This is a genomic window from Acidithiobacillus ferriphilus, assembly GCF_028215975.1.
Classification (GTDB): domain Bacteria; phylum Pseudomonadota; class Gammaproteobacteria; order Acidithiobacillales; family Acidithiobacillaceae; genus Acidithiobacillus; species Acidithiobacillus ferriphilus.
The window spans coordinates 2,017,640-2,034,666 of sequence record NZ_CP116458.1 but is presented as its reverse complement, the minus strand read 5'-3'; the positions used below and the strand labels follow the sequence as shown (position 1 = coordinate 2,034,666).

At 54.5% G+C, this 17,027-nt stretch carries 20 protein-coding genes; all 20 read left to right on the top strand.

All coding sequences use genetic code 11. From position 1 onward, the window contains the following. Nucleotides 1–17 precede the first annotated feature (17 nt). The 20 genes from moaA (at nt 18) to PJU76_RS10110 (ending at nt 17,021) form a co-directional block, all read left to right on the top strand. Nucleotides 18–1,046 carry a GTP 3',8-cyclase MoaA gene (gene moaA / locus PJU76_RS10205; protein ID WP_271779445.1) on the top strand — a complete coding sequence of 343 codons (1,029 nt, stop codon included), beginning with the start codon at nt 18–20 and terminating at the stop codon, nt 1,044–1,046. A 99-nt stretch (nt 1,047–1,145) separates the two neighbouring features. Further along, nucleotides 1,146–1,478 (top strand): rhodanese-like domain-containing protein, encoded by a 333-nt coding sequence (locus PJU76_RS10200; protein WP_271779444.1) that lies wholly within the window; start codon nt 1,146–1,148, stop codon nt 1,476–1,478. Nucleotides 1,479–1,598: 120 nt separating this feature from the next. After that, entirely contained in the window at nt 1,599–1,829 is a 231-nt protein-coding gene (locus PJU76_RS10195) for a sulfurtransferase TusA family protein (protein WP_271779443.1), read from the top strand. A gap of 45 nt (nt 1,830–1,874) precedes the next feature. Next, nucleotides 1,875–2,345 carry a sulfur carrier protein DsrE2 gene (dsrE2, locus tag PJU76_RS10190; protein ID WP_064220136.1) on the top strand — a complete coding sequence of 157 codons (471 nt, stop codon included), beginning with the start codon at nt 1,875–1,877 and terminating at the stop codon, nt 2,343–2,345. A 59-nt stretch (nt 2,346–2,404) separates the two neighbouring features. Beyond that, nucleotides 2,405–3,091 carry a 4Fe-4S dicluster domain-containing protein gene (locus PJU76_RS10185; protein WP_271779442.1) on the top strand — a complete coding sequence of 229 codons (687 nt, stop codon included), beginning with the start codon at nt 2,405–2,407 and terminating at the stop codon, nt 3,089–3,091. Nucleotides 3,092–3,101: 10 nt separating this feature from the next. Further along, on the top strand, nt 3,102–4,445 hold the full coding sequence (locus PJU76_RS10180; protein WP_271779441.1) for a heterodisulfide reductase-related iron-sulfur binding cluster: 1,344 nt from the start codon (nt 3,102–3,104) through the stop codon (nt 4,443–4,445). Nucleotides 4,446–4,457: 12 nt separating this feature from the next. Then, nucleotides 4,458–5,513: a CoB--CoM heterodisulfide reductase iron-sulfur subunit A family protein gene (locus tag PJU76_RS10175; protein ID WP_271779440.1), complete on the top strand. Its 1,056-nt coding sequence runs from the start codon at nt 4,458–4,460 to the stop codon at nt 5,511–5,513. Continuing rightward, nucleotides 5,503–6,321, top strand: a complete 819-nt coding sequence (locus tag PJU76_RS10170) for a hypothetical protein (RefSeq protein WP_271779439.1) — start codon at nt 5,503–5,505, stop codon at nt 6,319–6,321. The genes PJU76_RS10175 and PJU76_RS10170 overlap by 11 nt, the downstream gene beginning before the upstream one ends. A gap of 23 nt (nt 6,322–6,344) precedes the next feature. Continuing rightward, nucleotides 6,345–7,064, top strand: coding sequence for a 4Fe-4S dicluster domain-containing protein (locus PJU76_RS10165; protein WP_215850137.1), 720 nt, complete (start codon nt 6,345–6,347; stop codon nt 7,062–7,064). Beyond that, complete coding sequence (locus PJU76_RS10160; RefSeq protein ID WP_271779438.1) at nt 7,057–7,968, top strand: CoB--CoM heterodisulfide reductase iron-sulfur subunit B family protein; 912 nt, start codon at nt 7,057–7,059, stop codon at nt 7,966–7,968. Before PJU76_RS10165 ends, PJU76_RS10160 begins: the two co-directional genes overlap by 8 nt. A gap of 66 nt (nt 7,969–8,034) precedes the next feature. Next, nucleotides 8,035–8,481 (top strand): glycine cleavage system protein H, encoded by a 447-nt coding sequence (locus tag PJU76_RS10155; RefSeq protein ID WP_064219237.1) that lies wholly within the window; start codon nt 8,035–8,037, stop codon nt 8,479–8,481. Further along, on the top strand, nt 8,478–8,873 hold the full coding sequence (locus PJU76_RS10150; protein WP_064219236.1) for a DsrE family protein: 396 nt from the start codon (nt 8,478–8,480) through the stop codon (nt 8,871–8,873). Before PJU76_RS10155 ends, PJU76_RS10150 begins: the two co-directional genes overlap by 4 nt. A gap of 55 nt (nt 8,874–8,928) precedes the next feature. After that, nucleotides 8,929–9,366, top strand: coding sequence for a glycine cleavage system protein H (locus tag PJU76_RS10145; protein ID WP_271779437.1), 438 nt, complete (start codon nt 8,929–8,931; stop codon nt 9,364–9,366). A gap of 84 nt (nt 9,367–9,450) precedes the next feature. After that, a complete protein-coding gene (locus tag PJU76_RS10140; protein ID WP_271779436.1) occupies nt 9,451–10,572 on the top strand; it encodes a radical SAM protein in 1,122 nt (373 codons plus the stop codon). A 48-nt stretch (nt 10,573–10,620) separates the two neighbouring features. Then, complete coding sequence (locus PJU76_RS10135; protein WP_271779435.1) at nt 10,621–11,691, top strand: lipoate--protein ligase family protein; 1,071 nt, start codon at nt 10,621–10,623, stop codon at nt 11,689–11,691. Then, complete coding sequence (locus tag PJU76_RS10130; RefSeq protein ID WP_271779434.1) at nt 11,688–12,749, top strand: geranylgeranyl reductase family protein; 1,062 nt, start codon at nt 11,688–11,690, stop codon at nt 12,747–12,749. Before PJU76_RS10135 ends, PJU76_RS10130 begins: the two co-directional genes overlap by 4 nt. Before the next feature lie 24 nt (nt 12,750–12,773). Then, nucleotides 12,774–13,910: a radical SAM protein gene (locus PJU76_RS10125; RefSeq protein WP_271779433.1), complete on the top strand. Its 1,137-nt coding sequence runs from the start codon at nt 12,774–12,776 to the stop codon at nt 13,908–13,910. A 225-nt stretch (nt 13,911–14,135) separates the two neighbouring features. After that, nucleotides 14,136–15,437: an OmpP1/FadL family transporter gene (locus PJU76_RS10120; protein WP_271779432.1), complete on the top strand. Its 1,302-nt coding sequence runs from the start codon at nt 14,136–14,138 to the stop codon at nt 15,435–15,437. A gap of 121 nt (nt 15,438–15,558) precedes the next feature. Beyond that, nucleotides 15,559–15,969: a hypothetical protein gene (locus PJU76_RS10115; RefSeq protein ID WP_271779431.1), complete on the top strand. Its 411-nt coding sequence runs from the start codon at nt 15,559–15,561 to the stop codon at nt 15,967–15,969. 44 nt (nt 15,970–16,013) lie between these two features. Further along, nucleotides 16,014–17,021 (top strand): lipoate--protein ligase family protein, encoded by a 1,008-nt coding sequence (locus tag PJU76_RS10110; RefSeq protein WP_271779430.1) that lies wholly within the window; start codon nt 16,014–16,016, stop codon nt 17,019–17,021. The last annotated feature ends 6 nt before the right edge of the window (nt 17,022–17,027 follow it).

Below are 17,027 nucleotides of genomic sequence, written 5' to 3'. Positions count from 1 at the left end.
TCCAAGGAGTGGAAGGCATGTTGCAGAGGTTCCTTGCAGAACCGATACGGGAATCCGCATTGGCGGACCAGTTCGGTCGGTATGTCACCTATCTGCGAATTTCGGTGACTGAGCACTGCAACTTTCGCTGTAATTATTGTTCTCCTGAAGAGGGGACCCCCTTCTTCGCGCGGGACGATCATCTTCAGGCAGAAGAATATGATCGCCTGATTCGTGTCTTCAGTGAGCTCGGTGTCCGCCATATGCGGTTTACGGGTGGCGAACCGCTCATTCATCCGCAGATTCTTTCTCTCGTCGGTTCCGCACGTCGTCACGGTGTGGGCAAGATCAGTATCAGCACAAATGGGTTGCTGTTAGGGCGTCACGCAGAGGCTTTGCGTCAGGCAGGCGTCAATAATTTAAATATCAGTCTCGACAGTCTTGATCCTGAAGTCTTTGCACGGGTGACCAGGGGTGGTGACTTGCAGCGTGTGCTGAACGGTATCGAAGCAGCTATTATCGCAGAAATTCCACGGATTAAGCTCAATGTCGTACTGCTTCGCCAGGATAACGGAAATGACCTGCCCGCGCTGGTGGAGTATGCGATACAGCACGGTATCGACATACGCTTTATTGAAACCATGCCCTTGGGCGAGGCCGGGGCGGGTGCCCAGGACGTGCAATTTTTGAGCGCCGCGGAAGCACAGCAAGTCATAGAGCAGCAATTTGGTCCACTGCAACCCGTGACCAGGCCTGCGGATAATGGCCCGGCCCGTCTTTATCAGCTTCCGGCAGTGCGCTCCCAGGTGGGTTTTATTACCCCCATCAGCGATAATTTTTGTGCAACTTGTAACCGAGTACGCCTCACGGCGGCGGGGCGCCTGGTGCATTGTCTGGGTCAGGATAACGGATTGGAACTTTTGCCCCTTGTACGGGGATCGAATAGTGACAGTCAAATTGCCGAAGCCATTATTCAGGGTATCTGGCGCGATAAACCGGAGCGGCATCAGTTTGTAAATGACCCAAGCCGTTCTGCGAGGGTGTTCATGATGCGACTCGGGGGTTAGCCTTTGAGGTTCTGATGTTGCCGGTAACGGCGCTACACGCTGTGCGGAGCATCGTGTAGACTGATCAATTCACTTTTCTTTCATGTAAACGAGCGACGCATGTACGGTTTTCAAGAAATCACCGCAGATCAGCTTAATACCTTAGCGGAACAGGGGAGTGTGTTCACCTTGATTGATGTGCGCTCGCCCGGCGAAGTTGCCCGGGGGGTCATCGATGGTGCCAAACACCTGCCCTTGCACCTACTGCCCATGTCACTGCAGCATTTGGATAAATCGCAACCGATCATTTTTTACTGTCTGAGCGGTGGGCGCTCGGCACAGGCAGCGGCCTTTGCCGCGGCACAGGGTTTTGGGCAAGTGCTCAATTTACAAGGAGGAATATCCGCCTGGGCCAATCGGGGCTTTCCCATTGTACAGCTGCCTGATCAATAAGGATATTCTAAAATAGGGGTGCTTAATCATCAAATCAAAATATTTGCCTTGCTGTTCATGCTGTTCCTGATAGAGTCTTGCAAGTGGTTTTTTAGGCATTATAACTGAGGAGGTTAACTCATGGTACAAGAAGACAAGATACTCGACGCCCGCGGACTGAATTGCCCGCTACCGATTCTCCGCACCAAGAAGGCACTTGGTGAACTGTCCTCCGGACAGGTCTTGAAGATTGTTGCTACCGATCCGGGCGCCGTAAAGGACTTCGAAGCATTTGCCAAGCAGACCAAGAATCCTCTGCTAGAGCATGCGGAAGCAGCTGGCGAGTTCATCTTCTTTATCCAGAAGGCCTAAATTTAATAAGGTTGGGGAGCGAAGCCCGACCGGGAGCACAAAGCAATGGACGAGAAAAAATTAGCAATTATTGCCACGAAGGGCACTCTGGACTGGGGTTATCCGCCCTTCATTCTGGCATCTACCGCAGCAGCACTCGGCTATGGAGTGGAAATATTTTTCACTTTCTACGGCTTGCAGTTGTTGAAGAAGGACTTGGGCCATCTGCGCGTGAGTCCGCTCGGGAATCCCGCAATGCCCATGCCGATACCGATGCCGACGCTGATGATGGTGCTTCCGGGCATGGAAGGAATGGCCACTTCCATGATGAAGAGCAAAATGAAGGCCAAGGGTGTTGCCAGTCTTGAAGAACTGCGTGGGCTCTGTGTTGAAGCGGAAGTACGGATGATCGCCTGTCAGATGACCGTTGATCTTTTCGAGTTTGATACGACCGATTTTATTGACGGAATTGAACTTGGTGGCGCTGCCTCGTTCTTTGAGTTTGCCGGAGAGTCTGATATCACGCTCTTTATGTGAGCTTATTGATCTGCACTGCAACAGGTATGACGTATTAATTGCTAGCGAGGAGCGAGTAAATGGCGACTTACGCTGAGATGAAGGAGATGTTTGACGAAGTCCGTGCGGATTTTCGTTATGACCATGAACTCAATGGATGCTTGAATTGTGGCATTTGTACGGCTACCTGCCCGTCTGCGCAGTTCTATGATTACAGTCCGCGCGAGATCGTCCAGTTGCTGTGGACCGAGAACGTCGAGCAAATATATGACGCGATGCAGGAGAAAATCTGGGCTTGTGCACAGTGCATGACCTGCGCGGCACGTTGCCCATTCAAGAATTCTCCTGGTGGGCTGGTCATGATTCTGCGCGAAGTGTCTATTCGTCATGGCATGCAGTCGGCGAAAGATGTGCTGCGGCCCTTCGGTCGTGTCATGCTCAAGCTGATCACCACGGGCAATCAACTGTCCCCGGATATGATTCAGCCCGATCACTTCCCAGACTGGGGGCCTAATATCCAAAAAGTGGAAGGTGACCTACGAATCCTGCGTAAGGCCATCCCGGTGCGCACCTTGCAGACTGTGGAAACGGCGTGGGAAGTATCGCTGAAGACATCCGTAGAGATGTATACCATCTGGGAAATGACGGGTGTACTTAAGTCATTGGAAACCATGGATGAAAATCTGTTCGATGTCATCGAGGACTTCATTGACGAGAAGCGCGAAGATTACGAAGACTGGCTTGAGAGCCAGCGTGATAAGGACTGAGGAGACCATCATGAGCGACAACAGCACGCAGCAGGGCGTAGCGGGTCACGGCGCCTTTTTTCAGGATACGAATCTTTCGGCGAACGAAGCTGAGGCGGCTACGGCCTGGGTGCGGAATCATGTTGACCGGCGCACGGTGGACCTGGGTGAGCGGCTGGACGACATTCGCGATCACATGTGGGAACTGGAGAAGGAAGGCGAGATCATCGTCCATCGCATCACCGACGATCATAAGGCGGTTGAGGTGGATACGTTGTTTGGCTGGAAAAAACGGGTTCCCACCAACAACCTCTGGCATCACAAAAGCTGTGGTCAGTGCGGCAATATCCCCGGCTACCCCACCAGTCTCATGTGGTTCATGAATCACCTTGGGGTCGATTATCTGGACGAAACCGACCAGACCTCCTGCACCGCCTGGAACTACCACGGTTCCGGCATCGGCAACGTTGAATCTCTCGCCGCCGTTTTCCTGCGCAACTTCCATCAGGCGTACGTCTCCGGCAAGCAGCACGGCTTTGCGAACGGTCACTTCTTCCCTCTGGTTCACTGCGGCACCTCCTTCGGCAATTATAAGGAAATCCGCAAGTATCTGATCGAATCCGCTGAACTGCGCGAAAAGGTCAAGAAGATTCTGGGCAAGCTTGGCCGCCTGGTCGACGGCAAGATCGTCATTCCCGAAGAAGTGGTGCACTACAGTGAATGGCTGCACGTTATGCGTCACCGCATTGCCTCGGAGATGCAGACCATCGACCTGAGCAACCTTCGCGTCACCGTCCATGCCGCCTGTCATTACTACAAGATGGTGCAGGAAGACGCCGTGTACGACAACGCGGTGCTCGGTGGCAATCGCACAGCGGTCGGCACCTCCGTCGCGCAGGCCCTGGGTGCGCAGGTTATCGACTACTCCACCTGGTACGACTGCTGTGGCTTTGGTTTTCGCCACATCATTTCCGAGCGTGAGTTCACCCGCAGCTTCTCCATGAATCGCAAGATCAAGGTGGCCCGGGAAGAAGCCAAGGCCGACGTCATGATCGGCATCGACACCGGTTGCATCACCACGCTGGACAAGAACCAGTGGATCGGCAAGGCGCACGACATGAATTACTCCATGCCGATCATCGCCGACGTGCAACTCGCGGCTCTGGCCTGTGGCGCCGATCCCTTCAAGATCGTCCAGTTGCAGTGGCACGCTTCACCCTGTGAAGACCTGGTCGAAAAAATGGGCATCAGTTGGGATAAGGCCAAGGCCGATTTCCAGGAATATCTCAAACAGGTGGAACAGGGTAATGTGGAGTACCTCTACAACCCCGAACTCGCCATTAATCAAAATATTAATATGAAAGCGAGCGCTTAAGGAGGAAGTTCAGTGAGTGCACAAGATACAGTTTTAGTCGTAGGTGCGGGTCCAGCCGGTTTGTCGGCAGCAGCCACCATCGCATCGATGGGTAAAAAGGCGGTCATTGTCGAAAAAGAAGATATTCTTGGTGGCGCTCCCATCATCTCGGGCTACGCCAAACTGGTACCGTCGGGCGAGTGGGCTAAAGATGCCATCGGCCGTATGGTCAGCCGTGTGGAAGGCGACGGGAACGTCAGCATCCACAAGTCTGCTAAGGTCACGCAGGTGGCGGGCGAAGCCGGTAACTTTACAGCCACCCTGAGCAACGGCGATAAAGTCGAAGCGGGCGCAATCATTCTTGGCACTGGATTCACCCATTTCGACTCCATCAACAAGCCGGAATGGGGCTTCGGCACATACGAGGACGTACTTACCACTACCCAGATGGAGCAGATGGTGAGCGCAGGTCAGATTCGTTGCCCCTCCGATGGCCGGGTTCCAGAGCGTGTGGCTATCCTGCTTTGCGTCGGTTCGCGTGACCGCCAGATTGGTCGTGAATGGTGCTCCAAGATCTGCTGCACCGTTTCCACCAACTTGGCCATGGAGATCAAGGAAATTTCGCCGAGCACTGACGTGTTCATTTACTACATGGACATCCGCACCTTCGGCCTTTATGAAGACAAGTTCTACTGGAAGAGCCAGGAAGAGTATAAGACCAAGTTCGTCAAGGCGCGTATTGCCGAAGTCACCATGTCTCCCGATGGCCGTTTGCTGGTCAAGGGTGAAGATACTTTGGTCAAACGTCCGATCGTCATTCCGATGGATCTGGTCGTGCATGCCATCGGTATGGATCCCAACACCTTAAATCCAGAAATCGCCAAGACCTTTGGTATCGGTCTGGAAAAGCATGGATTTATCGATCGTGCGGAACAGTACACGAATAGCCAGGGCACGACACGCAAGGGTATTTATGTGTGTGGCGCGGCGACTGGTCCAGAAGATATTGATAGCTCTATCGCTCAAGGCCAATCCGCCGGTGCGCGGGCGGTAGCGGATCTCTACGGACAACAGCAAGTTGCCAGCTGACATCTACCACAACGGGAACGCAGAGCATATCGTTCCCGCCTCGCTGCCGATCAATCTCGATAAGGGATTACTCAAGCAATCCTTTTATGAGCTTGAAGCGGCATTTGAGGGACAGCAGGGCCTTGCTGCCCTGGTGAGTAGTCTGGCAGAGAAGACGGCGAGTTTTCGCCGTCTTCTTCTGGAGGACCAGCAGCCGCTGACCGATGCGCGAATGGTGCATCTCGTTGAACAGATGTTCACCGCGAGACGCAAAATCTGGCCGGTTATAGAGGAGCAGGGTGCTGCGCGAGTGGGTGAAGTGATGCGCGATTTGCTGGGTGGTCACGGCGATCTGGCACAGCGCATGATGCGTTTTGAAGAGGCTTTGCCTGCTACAGGGAAGGCGAAACGCGTTATCAGGGATATGGGGGCCGAACTTTTACACTTCAGTGATCCCGAGCGGTATCCGCTGATGACGCGTTGGGTTTGGGATCAAAGTACGAACTCAGGCGCAGTGCGGGAATTCATCCGCGGCGGTGACTACCTGACTGATTTCCCCTTCGGCGAAAGTCCGGAAATGTTTGAGGGCTTGCGCCAGTGGATGCGGGAGGCACTTTTGGAGTTGGGGGTGTATCGTGATGTACCTTATATGGTCGATATCATCCTGGCCCACCAGTATTCGCAATACATGCGCGCTATGGCAGAAGGCTTTTTGCGTTCCGATTTTGGCGGCCAAACAGATTTTACGGAACAGATCCGTAAGTTGCTGGGCGTAGAGGTACACCGGCGGATGGGTGGTTCTCGTATCAAAAGAGACGACATTCATTAATGAATTAGGGTATAGGAGCAGCTATGGCTATTCATGAGAAAACACTGATCGATCCCGATCGGATTTTACAGCACGATCACCTGGTGGTGGATGGGGTGGATGTTTCCGGTTCCTGGAACACCATGATTACACCGCGGACGCTGACGGACTACGAAGAGCATTTTGAAGAGATCATCCAGAGTTACAGCGGCGGTGAGAACGTGCATCGCTGCTGGCAGTGCGGTTCGTGCACAAATTCCTGCACCATGTATGCGCAGAATGTTGATTTTAATCCGCGTTACTGGATTTATCTGATTCGTCTAGGGCTGAAAGCCGAGTTGATAAAAGATAAGGACATCATCTGGCAGTGTGTTTCCTGCAATAAATGCACCAATATTTGTCCCAAGGATGTCCGTCCTGAAGGGGTTATGAAAGCAACGGCGCATTGGTTGGAAGATAACGGCTTAACCCCGAAGACGTTGTCGACGCATTTTGATGAGGAGTTTACCCATCAATGCATCGAATTCGGGCGCATAGAAGATACCGAAGTCATGGTGGGATTCTTCAAGCGCTCCGGCCAGTCCCTGGTGCAGGCCTGGATCGTCGAATTTGGCAAGCGTTTGACTAAGCACATGCCATTAGGTCAGTTGGCCAAAATGGGAATGAATGTGGTGTTCCGTCCGAAGACCAAATCCTGGGGCAAAACCGGTGAAGTCCTCGCCGAATATGTGAAGGCACAGAAGGAGGCCGCTCATCATGGCTAAGGTTGCATATTATCCGGGCTGTGCGCTGGAAGGTTCCGGCGGGCCTTATGACAAGTCCACCCGCGTTCTGGTGAAAGAACTCGGTTTGGAGATGGAAAACCTCGAAGACTACAACTGCTGTGGTGCGATGGAGGTGAAGAATATTCATCCCATGTTGCAGACCTATATGTCGGCGCGGAATCTGGCCATTGCCAGTAAGCTGCAGGGTTGTGATACGGTGATGGCGCCTTGTAATGGCTGCTATCGCAATCTGAAGCAGACCGAATATGAGTGTGCTACTTCTGAAGAAACCATGAAGACGGTGCAGGAACTCGCCAATAAATCGGGTGACCCTGTTTATGAAGGCGAAGTGCGCAGCTTGCACGCGTTGGAATGGTTCATGGAGGAAGTGGGCACCGACGGCATCAAAAGCAAGGTCAAGAAGAGCTTGAATGGGCTGAAAATTGCCAACTACTACGGTTGCATGTACACCCGTCCCCGGCAGATTTTTCCGGAGAAGGATCAGGGTCCTGACTCCGAGTCTTCTTATGCGCCACATTTCATGGATGATTTGTTGTCCGCTGCCGGTGCCGTCAGTGTGGATTTCCCGCTGAAAACGGCGTGTTGTGGCGGCGCCCATACGTTATCGGATTCGGACACTTCCACCCAGTTGGTGTTGAATATTCTCCAAGCGGCGGAAGATGCCGGTGCGGAAGTGATCGCCACCGAATGTCCTACTTGCCATTCCGGCCTGGAAATGCATCAGGTACGTGCCGAAATCGAGTTTGGTATCAAATCGAACGTCAAGGTGATTTATTTCACCCAGTTGCTCGGTTTGGCCATGGGTCTGTCTGCGCGCAAAGTCGGTATCCCCGACAACGTCAGCGACTCGATGGATCTTCTCGCTGCCAAAGGTATTATCTGACGGTGTAGAAGGGCGCCCCTTTGCGGGGCGCTTTTTTTTACCTGCCGCTGACACCAGGGGAAGGCTATGGAATGTAACGGTTGCGAATTCCGCGCCGAATTATATTACGATCGGGAATGCCAAATCTGGGTGCGACGCGAAGGCGATGGCACACTTACCGTGGGTATGACCGACATATCTCAGTCGATTGCGGGAAAGATTTTGCATGTCCGGGTACGCAGGCCTGGGACACGTCGTCCGGTGGGTAAGCCGGTCGCCACTATTGAGAGTGGGAAATGGGCGGGTCCGGTACCGAATGTCTTTGATTGCGTGATTGAGTTGGCCAACGAAGATGTGTTGGAAGATCCCAATCTTCTCAATATTGAACCCTACGAAGCATGGATCGCACGGGTACGGCCAGTGGCTTCGGTAGACGTTGCGCTCGAAAAGCTGTCTACTGGAGACGCTGCCTTTGAGTTGTACCGGCAGCGCTGTCTGCGTGATGATATTCATTGTGAACGAGGAATGCGATGAGCGATCACTACCTGGAGGATCAGGGCGAAAAGTCGGTGGTCATCGTGATGACCAGCGGGCCAAGCACGGCACATCGCTGTGCGACACCTTTTTATCTGGGCGCCCTGTTGTCTTCCATGGATGCTGAGGTTAAGATTTTTTGCACGATGGAAGCGGTCAGGCTGATGCAGACGGGTGTTGCGGAAAATCTCTCGGCGATGGCTGGCGGTAAGCGCATTATCGACTTTATTCGTGACGCGAAAAATGCTGGGGTGGAAATTCATGTATGTCGCCCGGCACTTCCAGGCTATGAGATCGAGGCCGACAACCTGATTGAGGAAGTGGATGCGGTGGCGTCTGCCGGTGATCTCGCCGACTTGATTTTGTCCGTGGACCGACTGCTGTTTTTTTAGTGCTGCTTGGCAGCAGGCTCTGTTTACCTAAAATGTAACCCCGAAGGAGAAAATGATGGGAACTGTACGTGGCTGTGAAATCCCCGAAGATCTGTTGTACAACGTGGATAATAACGTGTGGCTGCGCAAGGAAGATGATGGCAGTGTGACCATCGGTATGACTTCCTATGCTTGTGCGTTGGCTGGACAGATCGTTTCTTATACGCCGAAGGGCGCTGGTAAGGACATCAAGAAGGACAAGTCGGCAGCCACGGTTGAGTCTGGCAAGTGGGTGGGTCCATTGAAGAGTCCCGTCAGTGGCACGGTCTTGTCAAGCAATGAGGACGTTGCGAAAGATCCGGGTCTTATTAATAAAGATCCCTATGGCAGCGGTTGGATCGCTAAGCTGACTCCGACGGATTTTGCCGGTGACTCCAGCGAACTGAAGACTGGCGCCGATGTCTTGGTGGCCTTTGAGGAAAAGATGACGACGGATGGTTTTGGCGGCTGCTGACCAGCAAAAGCCCGTCATGATTCAAGAAGACGGCCGCAGATGCGGCCGTCTAGCTTTCTCTTTGTGTAAAGGATGAAATTTCATATGAACCCATGGTTAAACGCGGTTTCTCAAGTAGAGGCTTTGGAGGATTTGGTCCTCAATGCGGATTTGGTGGACTCTATGCGCGAACGGTGGTCCGGCCTGTCCGGTAGCCAGGTGGGTCGTATCAATTTCTATACGCCTTCTTTCAAGCACCATGAAACGTCGGAGGTCTCCGCATGCGGGAAGAATGCCTTCCCGGCCATTTCCATCACCGGTGGGGACTGCAAGTTACAGTGCGATCACTGTAAGGCGAAGATACTGGAGCCTATGATTGCGGTGCGGACGCCAGAAGAACTGGATCGACTGGTGGACCAGATTGTCCTGGATGGGGGTCGTGGGCTGCTTCTTTCAGGTGGCTCGGACCATCAGAATGTGGTCCATTATGAACCTTATTTCCCGATGCTGCGCAAGATTAAGGATCGCTATCCGAATTTACAAATTGCCATGCATACGGGCATTGCGACCCCAGAGTTCGCCCGCGGGATGGAGGATGCGGGTGTCGATGTGGCCATGATGGATGTGATCGGTGCGCAGGATACCATCAATCAGGTCTACCATTTGCGCCGATCGGTGGATGATTTTGAGGCCGCGCTGGAAGCCTTGGTGGCCACCAAAATGAAAGTGGTGCCACATATTGTCATCGGGTTGCATTACGGGGAGCTGCTTGGTGAATGGAACTCTCTCGAAATTATCCGGCGGCATCTGCCCAGTGCGTTGGTGCTGGTGGTAATCATGTCGCAGTATGCTTCTTCGAGTCGGCCTTTTGCGACACCAGCGACGGAAGAAATCGGTAAATTCTTTATGGATGCGCGTGCTGCTCTGCCGGAAACCCCGGTGTTGCTGGGCTGTGCGCGTCCGTCCGGTGTGCATCGTTCCATCACCGACACCTATGCGGTCATGGCGGGACTGAACGGCGTAGCCTTTCCTTCCGATGGCATGCTGGCGCTCGCCAAACATCTGGACCGGGATGTTTTTGTGACGCCTTCTTGTTGTTCCATGATCGTGGGTGAAGAAGTCCTGGCACTCGGTGACGAGACGACCACCATACCCTTGGATCATGTTCCTGTCGCGCCGAAGCGTCGTACACAACTGCGGGATATCCCGATTGTATTTACGGCCTGAGACAATGGTGCTTTCCCTGGGCGCCATTTTTTTCCAGTGGCTTGCATTATGACAGCGCACGCCTCTGATGACTGGCTTGTGGTTGATACCGGACTACGCCCCGCCGACGAAAATATGGCTTTAGACAAAGCGTTGCTTCTGGCGATATTGGAAAGTCGGACTCCCAACATCTTTCGTTTCCTGCGCTTTGAGGAATCCGCGCTGGTCGGTTATCACCAATCACCAGAGCAGGAACTCAACCTGGAGTTTTGCCGTGAACAGGGGATCGTCGTGCAGCGTCGTCTCACCGGCGGCGGCGCACTGATTTTTGATCCCACCCAAATAGGCTGGGAGTTGGTGTGTCGGCGGGACGCACTGCCCCAGGGTGATATGGCGTCACTGGCACGGAAGATCTGTGAAGCGGCAGCGGCCGGCTTGTCACTTTTGGGGGTGCGTGCGCAGTTTCGTTCGCGCAATGACATTGAAGTGGGGGGGCGAAAGATTTCCGGCACCGGTGGGATTATGGATGGAGACGTGTTGCTGTTTCAGGGCACGGTGCTCGTCGATCTGGATCTCCCGCGCATGTTGCGCATACTGCGCGTGCCTTTGGAGAAGCTGGACGCCCATGCAGTTTCTTCGGTGGCGGAACGGGTGACGAGCTTAAAAGCCTTGCTGGGGAAGGCGCCAGAGTTGATGGTGGTGCAGAAAGCCTTACTGGATGGTTTCCATGCGCAGTTGGGGTTGTCTTTTGTCCGGGGCGACTTGCCGGATGCTGTTGCCGCATTGCTGCCAGAGGCATTGGCGAAGGTGCGTGACGCGGAGTGGCTCGGCATCAACCACCGCGCGCGTGACGATATGCCATTGCGTAAAGCGACGTTACGCGCCCCCGGCGGCACGCTGCAAGCGGAAATGCTTTGGGATAAGCATGGGAACAGGGTGCGGCAAGTCCATTTTAGCGGTGACTATTTTATCCAGCCGCAGCGCGCTATCGTCGACCTTGAGGCAGCGCTGCGTAATGTCCATCTGAATGACGTGGATGGCATCATTGCGGGATTATTCGAGGAACAGGCCGTCGATGGCTTCGGCTTACAGCCGGAGCATTTCGCGACGGTATTGCGGATGGCGGCACAAGACGCGTGAACCCTTTAGCCACAGATGTACTGGTGATTGGTGCCGGCCCGGCCGGCGCGGCGGCAGCGCGCGCCGCCGCGAGCCGAGGCCTTACGGTGATCTGCATTGATCGCCGTGCGGAGATCGGTGTCCCGGTGCAGTGCGCCGAGTTTGTCCCCATGCCGCTCTTGCGTACCGTGCATGAAACGGATTCTCGGGTGCAGGACGTGGCAGGGATGCTGACGGTGCTGCCATCCGGGCTACAGCATCACAGCGTCTTTCCCGGTATGATGATTGACCGGGCACGTTTTGACCAGGGGCTGGTGGAATTGGCGCAAGCGGCGGGCGCGCAGGTGAAAATCCGTTGCCAATTCCTCTCCTGGGATGGTGCAGTGGCCCGCTTGCGGTGCGGCACGGATGAAGTGTTCACGGTACATCCCCGCGTGCTGATTGGCGCCGATGGGCCCCACAGCCTGGTGGCGGAGGCTGTGGGCTTGCCGCATCAACAGGTCGTTTATACCCGTCAATACACGGTGCCGTTGCTGCGTCCCTATGCGGATACGGATATTTTCCTTTCGGATGTTTTTCCGGGAGGCTATGGCTGGTTGTTTCCCCGCGGCCCGGTGGCTAACCTCGGACTAGGTGCGGATCGGCGTTTTGAGGACAATCTTAAATTGCCGCTGGAGCAGTTGCATCGGCAGATGGTAGCGCGTGGCATCGTCGGCGAAGCCGTCCTCGGGCGTACTGGCGGCGCGATCCCCGTGGGCGGTATTCGGCGCATGGTGCATGGCAACGTAGTGCTTGCCGGAGACGCGGCGGGGCTTACTCATCCCATTACCGGGGCGGGCATCCCCGCGGCGGTGATCAGTGGTGAGGGCGCGGGATTGGCGGCCGCTGATTGTCTGGCGGGCGATGAAAATGCATTAGAGAGCTACGCAGAAGATATGCAGGATCAGTTTGGTCCGGCCCTCGCGCGGGCGGTGCAGCGGAGAAAATCTTTGGAAGCCGTCTGGCGACAGCCTACGGCCCAGGAAGACAGGGTGATGCGATCCGGTTGGATCGCCTTTGATGAATACTTTGCCGCTTAAGGCGGTATGACAGGAGGAACTTCCATGAGTGCGGTAGCGCAAGAAAATTCCCAGACCTTAAACTTTTATCGCCCGGATTATTTCGTCAAAACGCCGACGATGCGGTCGCCTGAATATGTGCAGTTAAGCACCGCTGCGGCGATTACGCTGGGTCTGGTGCCCGGGGTGATGCACCGGACTTCCTGTACCAATTGCCTGAACCTCTTGATGACCTATCCGGAAGGCTGTCGTGCCAACTGCACCTACTGCGGTCTGGCCCGACATCGTGAAGAGAGCCGCGATTACGCTGACCGCAACTTCATCCGGGTGGACTGGCCGACGGTGCGCGTGGATGAAATGCTCGAACGTATCGCCAAGAACAGCGACAAAGGTCAATTCCAGCGTATGTGCATCAGTATGATCACCCACCCCGATTCAGACCATGATACACAAGTCATGCTGAAGCGCTGGATGGAAGTGGCGCCCCATATCCCCGCCTCCATTCTCTCCAACCCGACCACTATGGACAAGCAGGATCTCATCGACCTCAAGGCAATGGGCGCGGATATCTTTACCGTCGCCCTGGACGCCGTGACGCCGGAAATCTTCGAGCGTACCCGTGGCAAGACAGTGCAGAGCCCTCATTCCTGGGACAAGTACTGGCAGACCATCGAATGGGCGGCGGAGATTTACGGTCCCGAAAAATTCGGTGCGCATCTGATCTGCGGCATGGGCGAGACCGAGCAGGAAATCCTCGCCGTCTGTCAGAAGATGAAAGACATGGGTGGCCATAACCACATGTTTGCCTTCTTCCCCGAGAAGGGCTCCATGATGGAAGACTGGGATGCGGTGCCCCAGGATCATTGGCGCCGGGTGCAGTTGGGCCGCTTCCTGATTGACTATGCCGGTGGCCGTTACGAGGATATGGGCTTTGACATCTATGGCCGTGTTGAAGACTTCGGTTACCCACAGGCCGAATTGGAAGACATCATCAACTCCGGTAAGCCTTTTCAAACCTCCGGCTGCCCAGGAAAGGATGATGAAGAAGTCAGCGCCTGTAACCGGCCTTATGGGGATTCGTCGCCTTCGGATATCCGCTCCTTTCCTTTCGCGCTGAACAAGGAAGATGTGGAAGTCGTGCGGCGCCAGATGCGCTTGCAGGATTTGCAATTCTTGGGCTAATCCCATCCGGGCGTATTATGTAGTGTGCATATAGGGGCTTTGGCCCCTTTTTTATTGGGTGCTGTAATCATTAAATCTCATAATATTTATTATTGCTAATAAACCAATATTTTATGGATTGATAAAAGGATTAAAAAAATGATAGAACCAAAGTCTTGCAACACTGTTCCAGTTCCAACACAATCACCGTGTCATTAGCGATACAACTGAGGGCGGAGGATTAAAATGAAAAAATCACGGATTTTAGGAATTGCGGTTGGCGCGACGTTGGCGATGGGCCTGTCGGCCAGTGCGTTTGCTACAGATGGTTATCAGTTGATTGGTATTGGTCAGTACGCCATGGGTATGGCGGGTGCCGTTGTTGCGGCTCCGGATGATCCTCTGTCTGCGGCCATGAGCAACCCGGCCGGATTGGCGTTGATGACTCCGCAGGCGGCATTTTCGGCGGAGATTTTTAATCCAACCCGCAAAACCAATTTTGGTTTTGGCGAGACGGGCAGTCACAGCAATGTCTACGGTGTACCGGCAATTGGTTGGGTGGCCCCGGCATTCGCCAAAAATTGGGTCTTCGGCGGTGGTGTGTATGGGACTTCTGGCCTTGGTGTAAACTATCTGCAGCAAAACACCCCGTTGGGCACTATGCAAGGGTACAGTAGTATCACATTTATGCAAATGTCACCATCAGTTGCGTTTAAAGCAAGTGATCATCTTTCGGTTGGCGCTTCTCTGAATATAGCTGCGGAACAGGGGTCGTTCCAGCAAACGATCGGACATACGGTTCCGGGTGGCGGAAGCGGTGTGACGGCTTATCCGCCATCTACATCGTTAACTGGCCTTAATCTGGCTAGTCCCTCATGGGCCTATGGTGTAGGAGCGACTTTGGGCGTCCTTTACAAAGTAAATGACATGGTTACACTTGGGGCGACTTATAAGACCCCTATCATTTTTACACCTATGACATGGCAGGAAACTGGAGAGGTTGCTGGCTCGCTAGCTACCCCCGTTCAGGGCGGATCTGGGCAGTATAGCGGTCATTTGAACTATCCACAGCAGGTAGCTCTAGGCTTGGCGATCCGGCCTATTCCTCAGTGGTTGATCAGTGTAGAGGGGCAATGGATCAATTGGGCTGCTACAATGAACAGCTTTAATATTTATGGTCCTTGGGCTGGTCAGTCGCATGTAGGATTGCCAATGCACTGGAGCAATCAGTGGGTAGCCAATATTGGAACTCAGTACGATGTGAACAACTGGTTGCAGGTGCGTGCGGGGTATACGTGGGGTTCTAACCCTATCAGTAATGCCAACACGGCGAATAACTTGCTTTTCCCTGCTGTTGTTCAGAATGCGATTACTTTTGGCGCCACTCAGAAACTGGGAATGGGTTGGAAACTCACGGAGGCATACATGCATGCTTTTGCGAACACTATTTCTGGGCCATCTTCTTACGCGCAATTTGGTGCACCAGATCCCGCCAGCGCCACCCTCGCCGAAAACTCCTACGGCCTTCAGGTCGGTTACGACTTCTGATAAATCCCTCCTCAAGGGTATGCGGGAGACGGGTAACCGTCTCCCTTTTTTTGTGGGCGCGCCTTGCGCGGGGAGGAGGTTTTGGGGGAACATATAACAGAGCGCATTACTAGGGATTATCATGAAGTCGATACCGATTACCGATGTGAGCAGCCTGAAAAATGAGCTGAAAAGGTACAAGATGGGGAAGAAGCTGGAGATCCCCCGGTTCAATCAACTGGCGCGCATGGCCTACATGGGGCGACTGGTGATGACACCGCTGGATCCCGAAGACCCGTCCTGCAAGTCCTTTTTGGTGCATGTTCAGGAGCCGCAAGGACTGGCGGCGCATTTCATCGATCTGGACGAGGACCTGCAGGATACCATTCTGATCCTCGACGGTGAGCAGTCCATGGCCATGGCAGGGATCATGCAGGCGGGCGTGGAAGAGCGGGTGCTCTGGCATCAGACCCTCAATGAGCGTGACTTCTATTTCTCCGCTTTTTATCGGCCGAAGGATAAAGAAGCGCAGGATGGGGCCGTACAGAGCTGATTGGGGCGGATAAGTCGTTTCGACTGGATGCGGTTTTGTAAGTCATGCGAATTCGCCTGATTCATTTGGGGGTGCTTGCCCCGGAGGCTCTGCACCGTGCTTATGTTGGTTTGGCGGAGGCGCAGGGTGAGCAGGATGTGCCCATCCTGCTGTTGGCGCAATCTGCCGCCCATCTGAGTCTGGGGGCCGCGCAAGGGCCGGCTGCGGAGTTGGATCGCTCGGCTTGCGAGCGGCTGAAAATTCCAGTTGTGCAGCGCGCCCTGGGTGGCGGTCTGGTTTGGGTAGATCCTGGTCAGTTGAGTTATTTCTTTATCTTTCCGTCGGCCACGCGGGTGCGCCGCGCACCTGAACTGTTTGCTCTGATTGCCCCTTGGGTGATCGCTGTGCATGCGTATTTTGGCCTGAAAGTGGCGGCGCAGGGGGGGCATGATTTCTGGTGTAAGGGGTGCAAGATCGGTGGTACCGGGGCCGCGACCATCAGGCACAGTCTGGTGTTGGGCGGCAGCTTCATCCTGGAGGCGCAGTGGGCGTCCTTTGTGGACTGCGTGGCGGCGCCTTCGGCAGGTTTTCGCACATGGCTGTTAGAAGCGTTGCAGGAAGGGCTGTGTAGCTGGTCGCCGTTATTGGGCAGGGTGGTCAGTCCCGAGGCTTTGCTGGAGGCCTGCCCGGCGTTGCTCAGTGGCGCAGGCTGGGACGTCGTTTTTCCGACGACGCCTACTGAAGCCGAGCAACGTGCGATGGTGCAGGCGGACTTGGAGGACGTGGACTGGAACCAACCGGCCCGTCGTCGGGTGCCTGCCGGTATCAAGCTCAAAGCGGGTGCTTTCTTGACGGAGCGGCATTGGCTTGATGGTCACTGGCTGCGGGTATGGACGGAAAATGGTACTTTGCGGCGCGTCGCGGGTTCGGTCTGGCCGACGGAGCAGGAGAGCCGGTTAATAGGCCTGCAGCCTGCCTCTGTCCAGCTTGGTGAACAGTTGCGAGAAGTCGTCGGCAAAGATGTTTCGCTCTGGGGTGAACGACTATTAGAAACGGCAGTTTGGGCGGATTGAGTCTGT

Coding starts and splice junctions, on each gene's coding strand:
- moaA (WP_271779445.1), top strand. CDS start 18: ATGTTGCAGAGGTTCCTTGCAGAACCGATACGGGAATCCGCATTGGCG.
- PJU76_RS10200 (WP_271779444.1), top strand. CDS start 1,146: ATGTACGGTTTTCAAGAAATCACCGCAGATCAGCTTAATACCTTAGCG.
- PJU76_RS10195 (WP_271779443.1), top strand. CDS start 1,599: ATGGTACAAGAAGACAAGATACTCGACGCCCGCGGACTGAATTGCCCG.
- dsrE2 (WP_064220136.1), top strand. CDS start 1,875: ATGGACGAGAAAAAATTAGCAATTATTGCCACGAAGGGCACTCTGGAC.
- PJU76_RS10185 (WP_271779442.1), top strand. CDS start 2,405: ATGGCGACTTACGCTGAGATGAAGGAGATGTTTGACGAAGTCCGTGCG.
- PJU76_RS10180 (WP_271779441.1), top strand. CDS start 3,102: ATGAGCGACAACAGCACGCAGCAGGGCGTAGCGGGTCACGGCGCCTTT.
- PJU76_RS10165 (WP_215850137.1), top strand. CDS start 6,345: ATGGCTATTCATGAGAAAACACTGATCGATCCCGATCGGATTTTACAG.
- PJU76_RS10160 (WP_271779438.1), top strand. CDS start 7,057: ATGGCTAAGGTTGCATATTATCCGGGCTGTGCGCTGGAAGGTTCCGGC.
- PJU76_RS10155 (WP_064219237.1), top strand. CDS start 8,035: ATGGAATGTAACGGTTGCGAATTCCGCGCCGAATTATATTACGATCGG.
- PJU76_RS10150 (WP_064219236.1), top strand. CDS start 8,478: ATGAGCGATCACTACCTGGAGGATCAGGGCGAAAAGTCGGTGGTCATC.
- PJU76_RS10145 (WP_271779437.1), top strand. CDS start 8,929: ATGGGAACTGTACGTGGCTGTGAAATCCCCGAAGATCTGTTGTACAAC.
- PJU76_RS10140 (WP_271779436.1), top strand. CDS start 9,451: ATGAACCCATGGTTAAACGCGGTTTCTCAAGTAGAGGCTTTGGAGGAT.
- PJU76_RS10135 (WP_271779435.1), top strand. CDS start 10,621: ATGACAGCGCACGCCTCTGATGACTGGCTTGTGGTTGATACCGGACTA.
- PJU76_RS10125 (WP_271779433.1), top strand. CDS start 12,774: ATGAGTGCGGTAGCGCAAGAAAATTCCCAGACCTTAAACTTTTATCGC.
- PJU76_RS10120 (WP_271779432.1), top strand. CDS start 14,136: ATGAAAAAATCACGGATTTTAGGAATTGCGGTTGGCGCGACGTTGGCG.
- PJU76_RS10115 (WP_271779431.1), top strand. CDS start 15,559: ATGAAGTCGATACCGATTACCGATGTGAGCAGCCTGAAAAATGAGCTG.
- PJU76_RS10110 (WP_271779430.1), top strand. CDS start 16,014: ATGCGAATTCGCCTGATTCATTTGGGGGTGCTTGCCCCGGAGGCTCTG.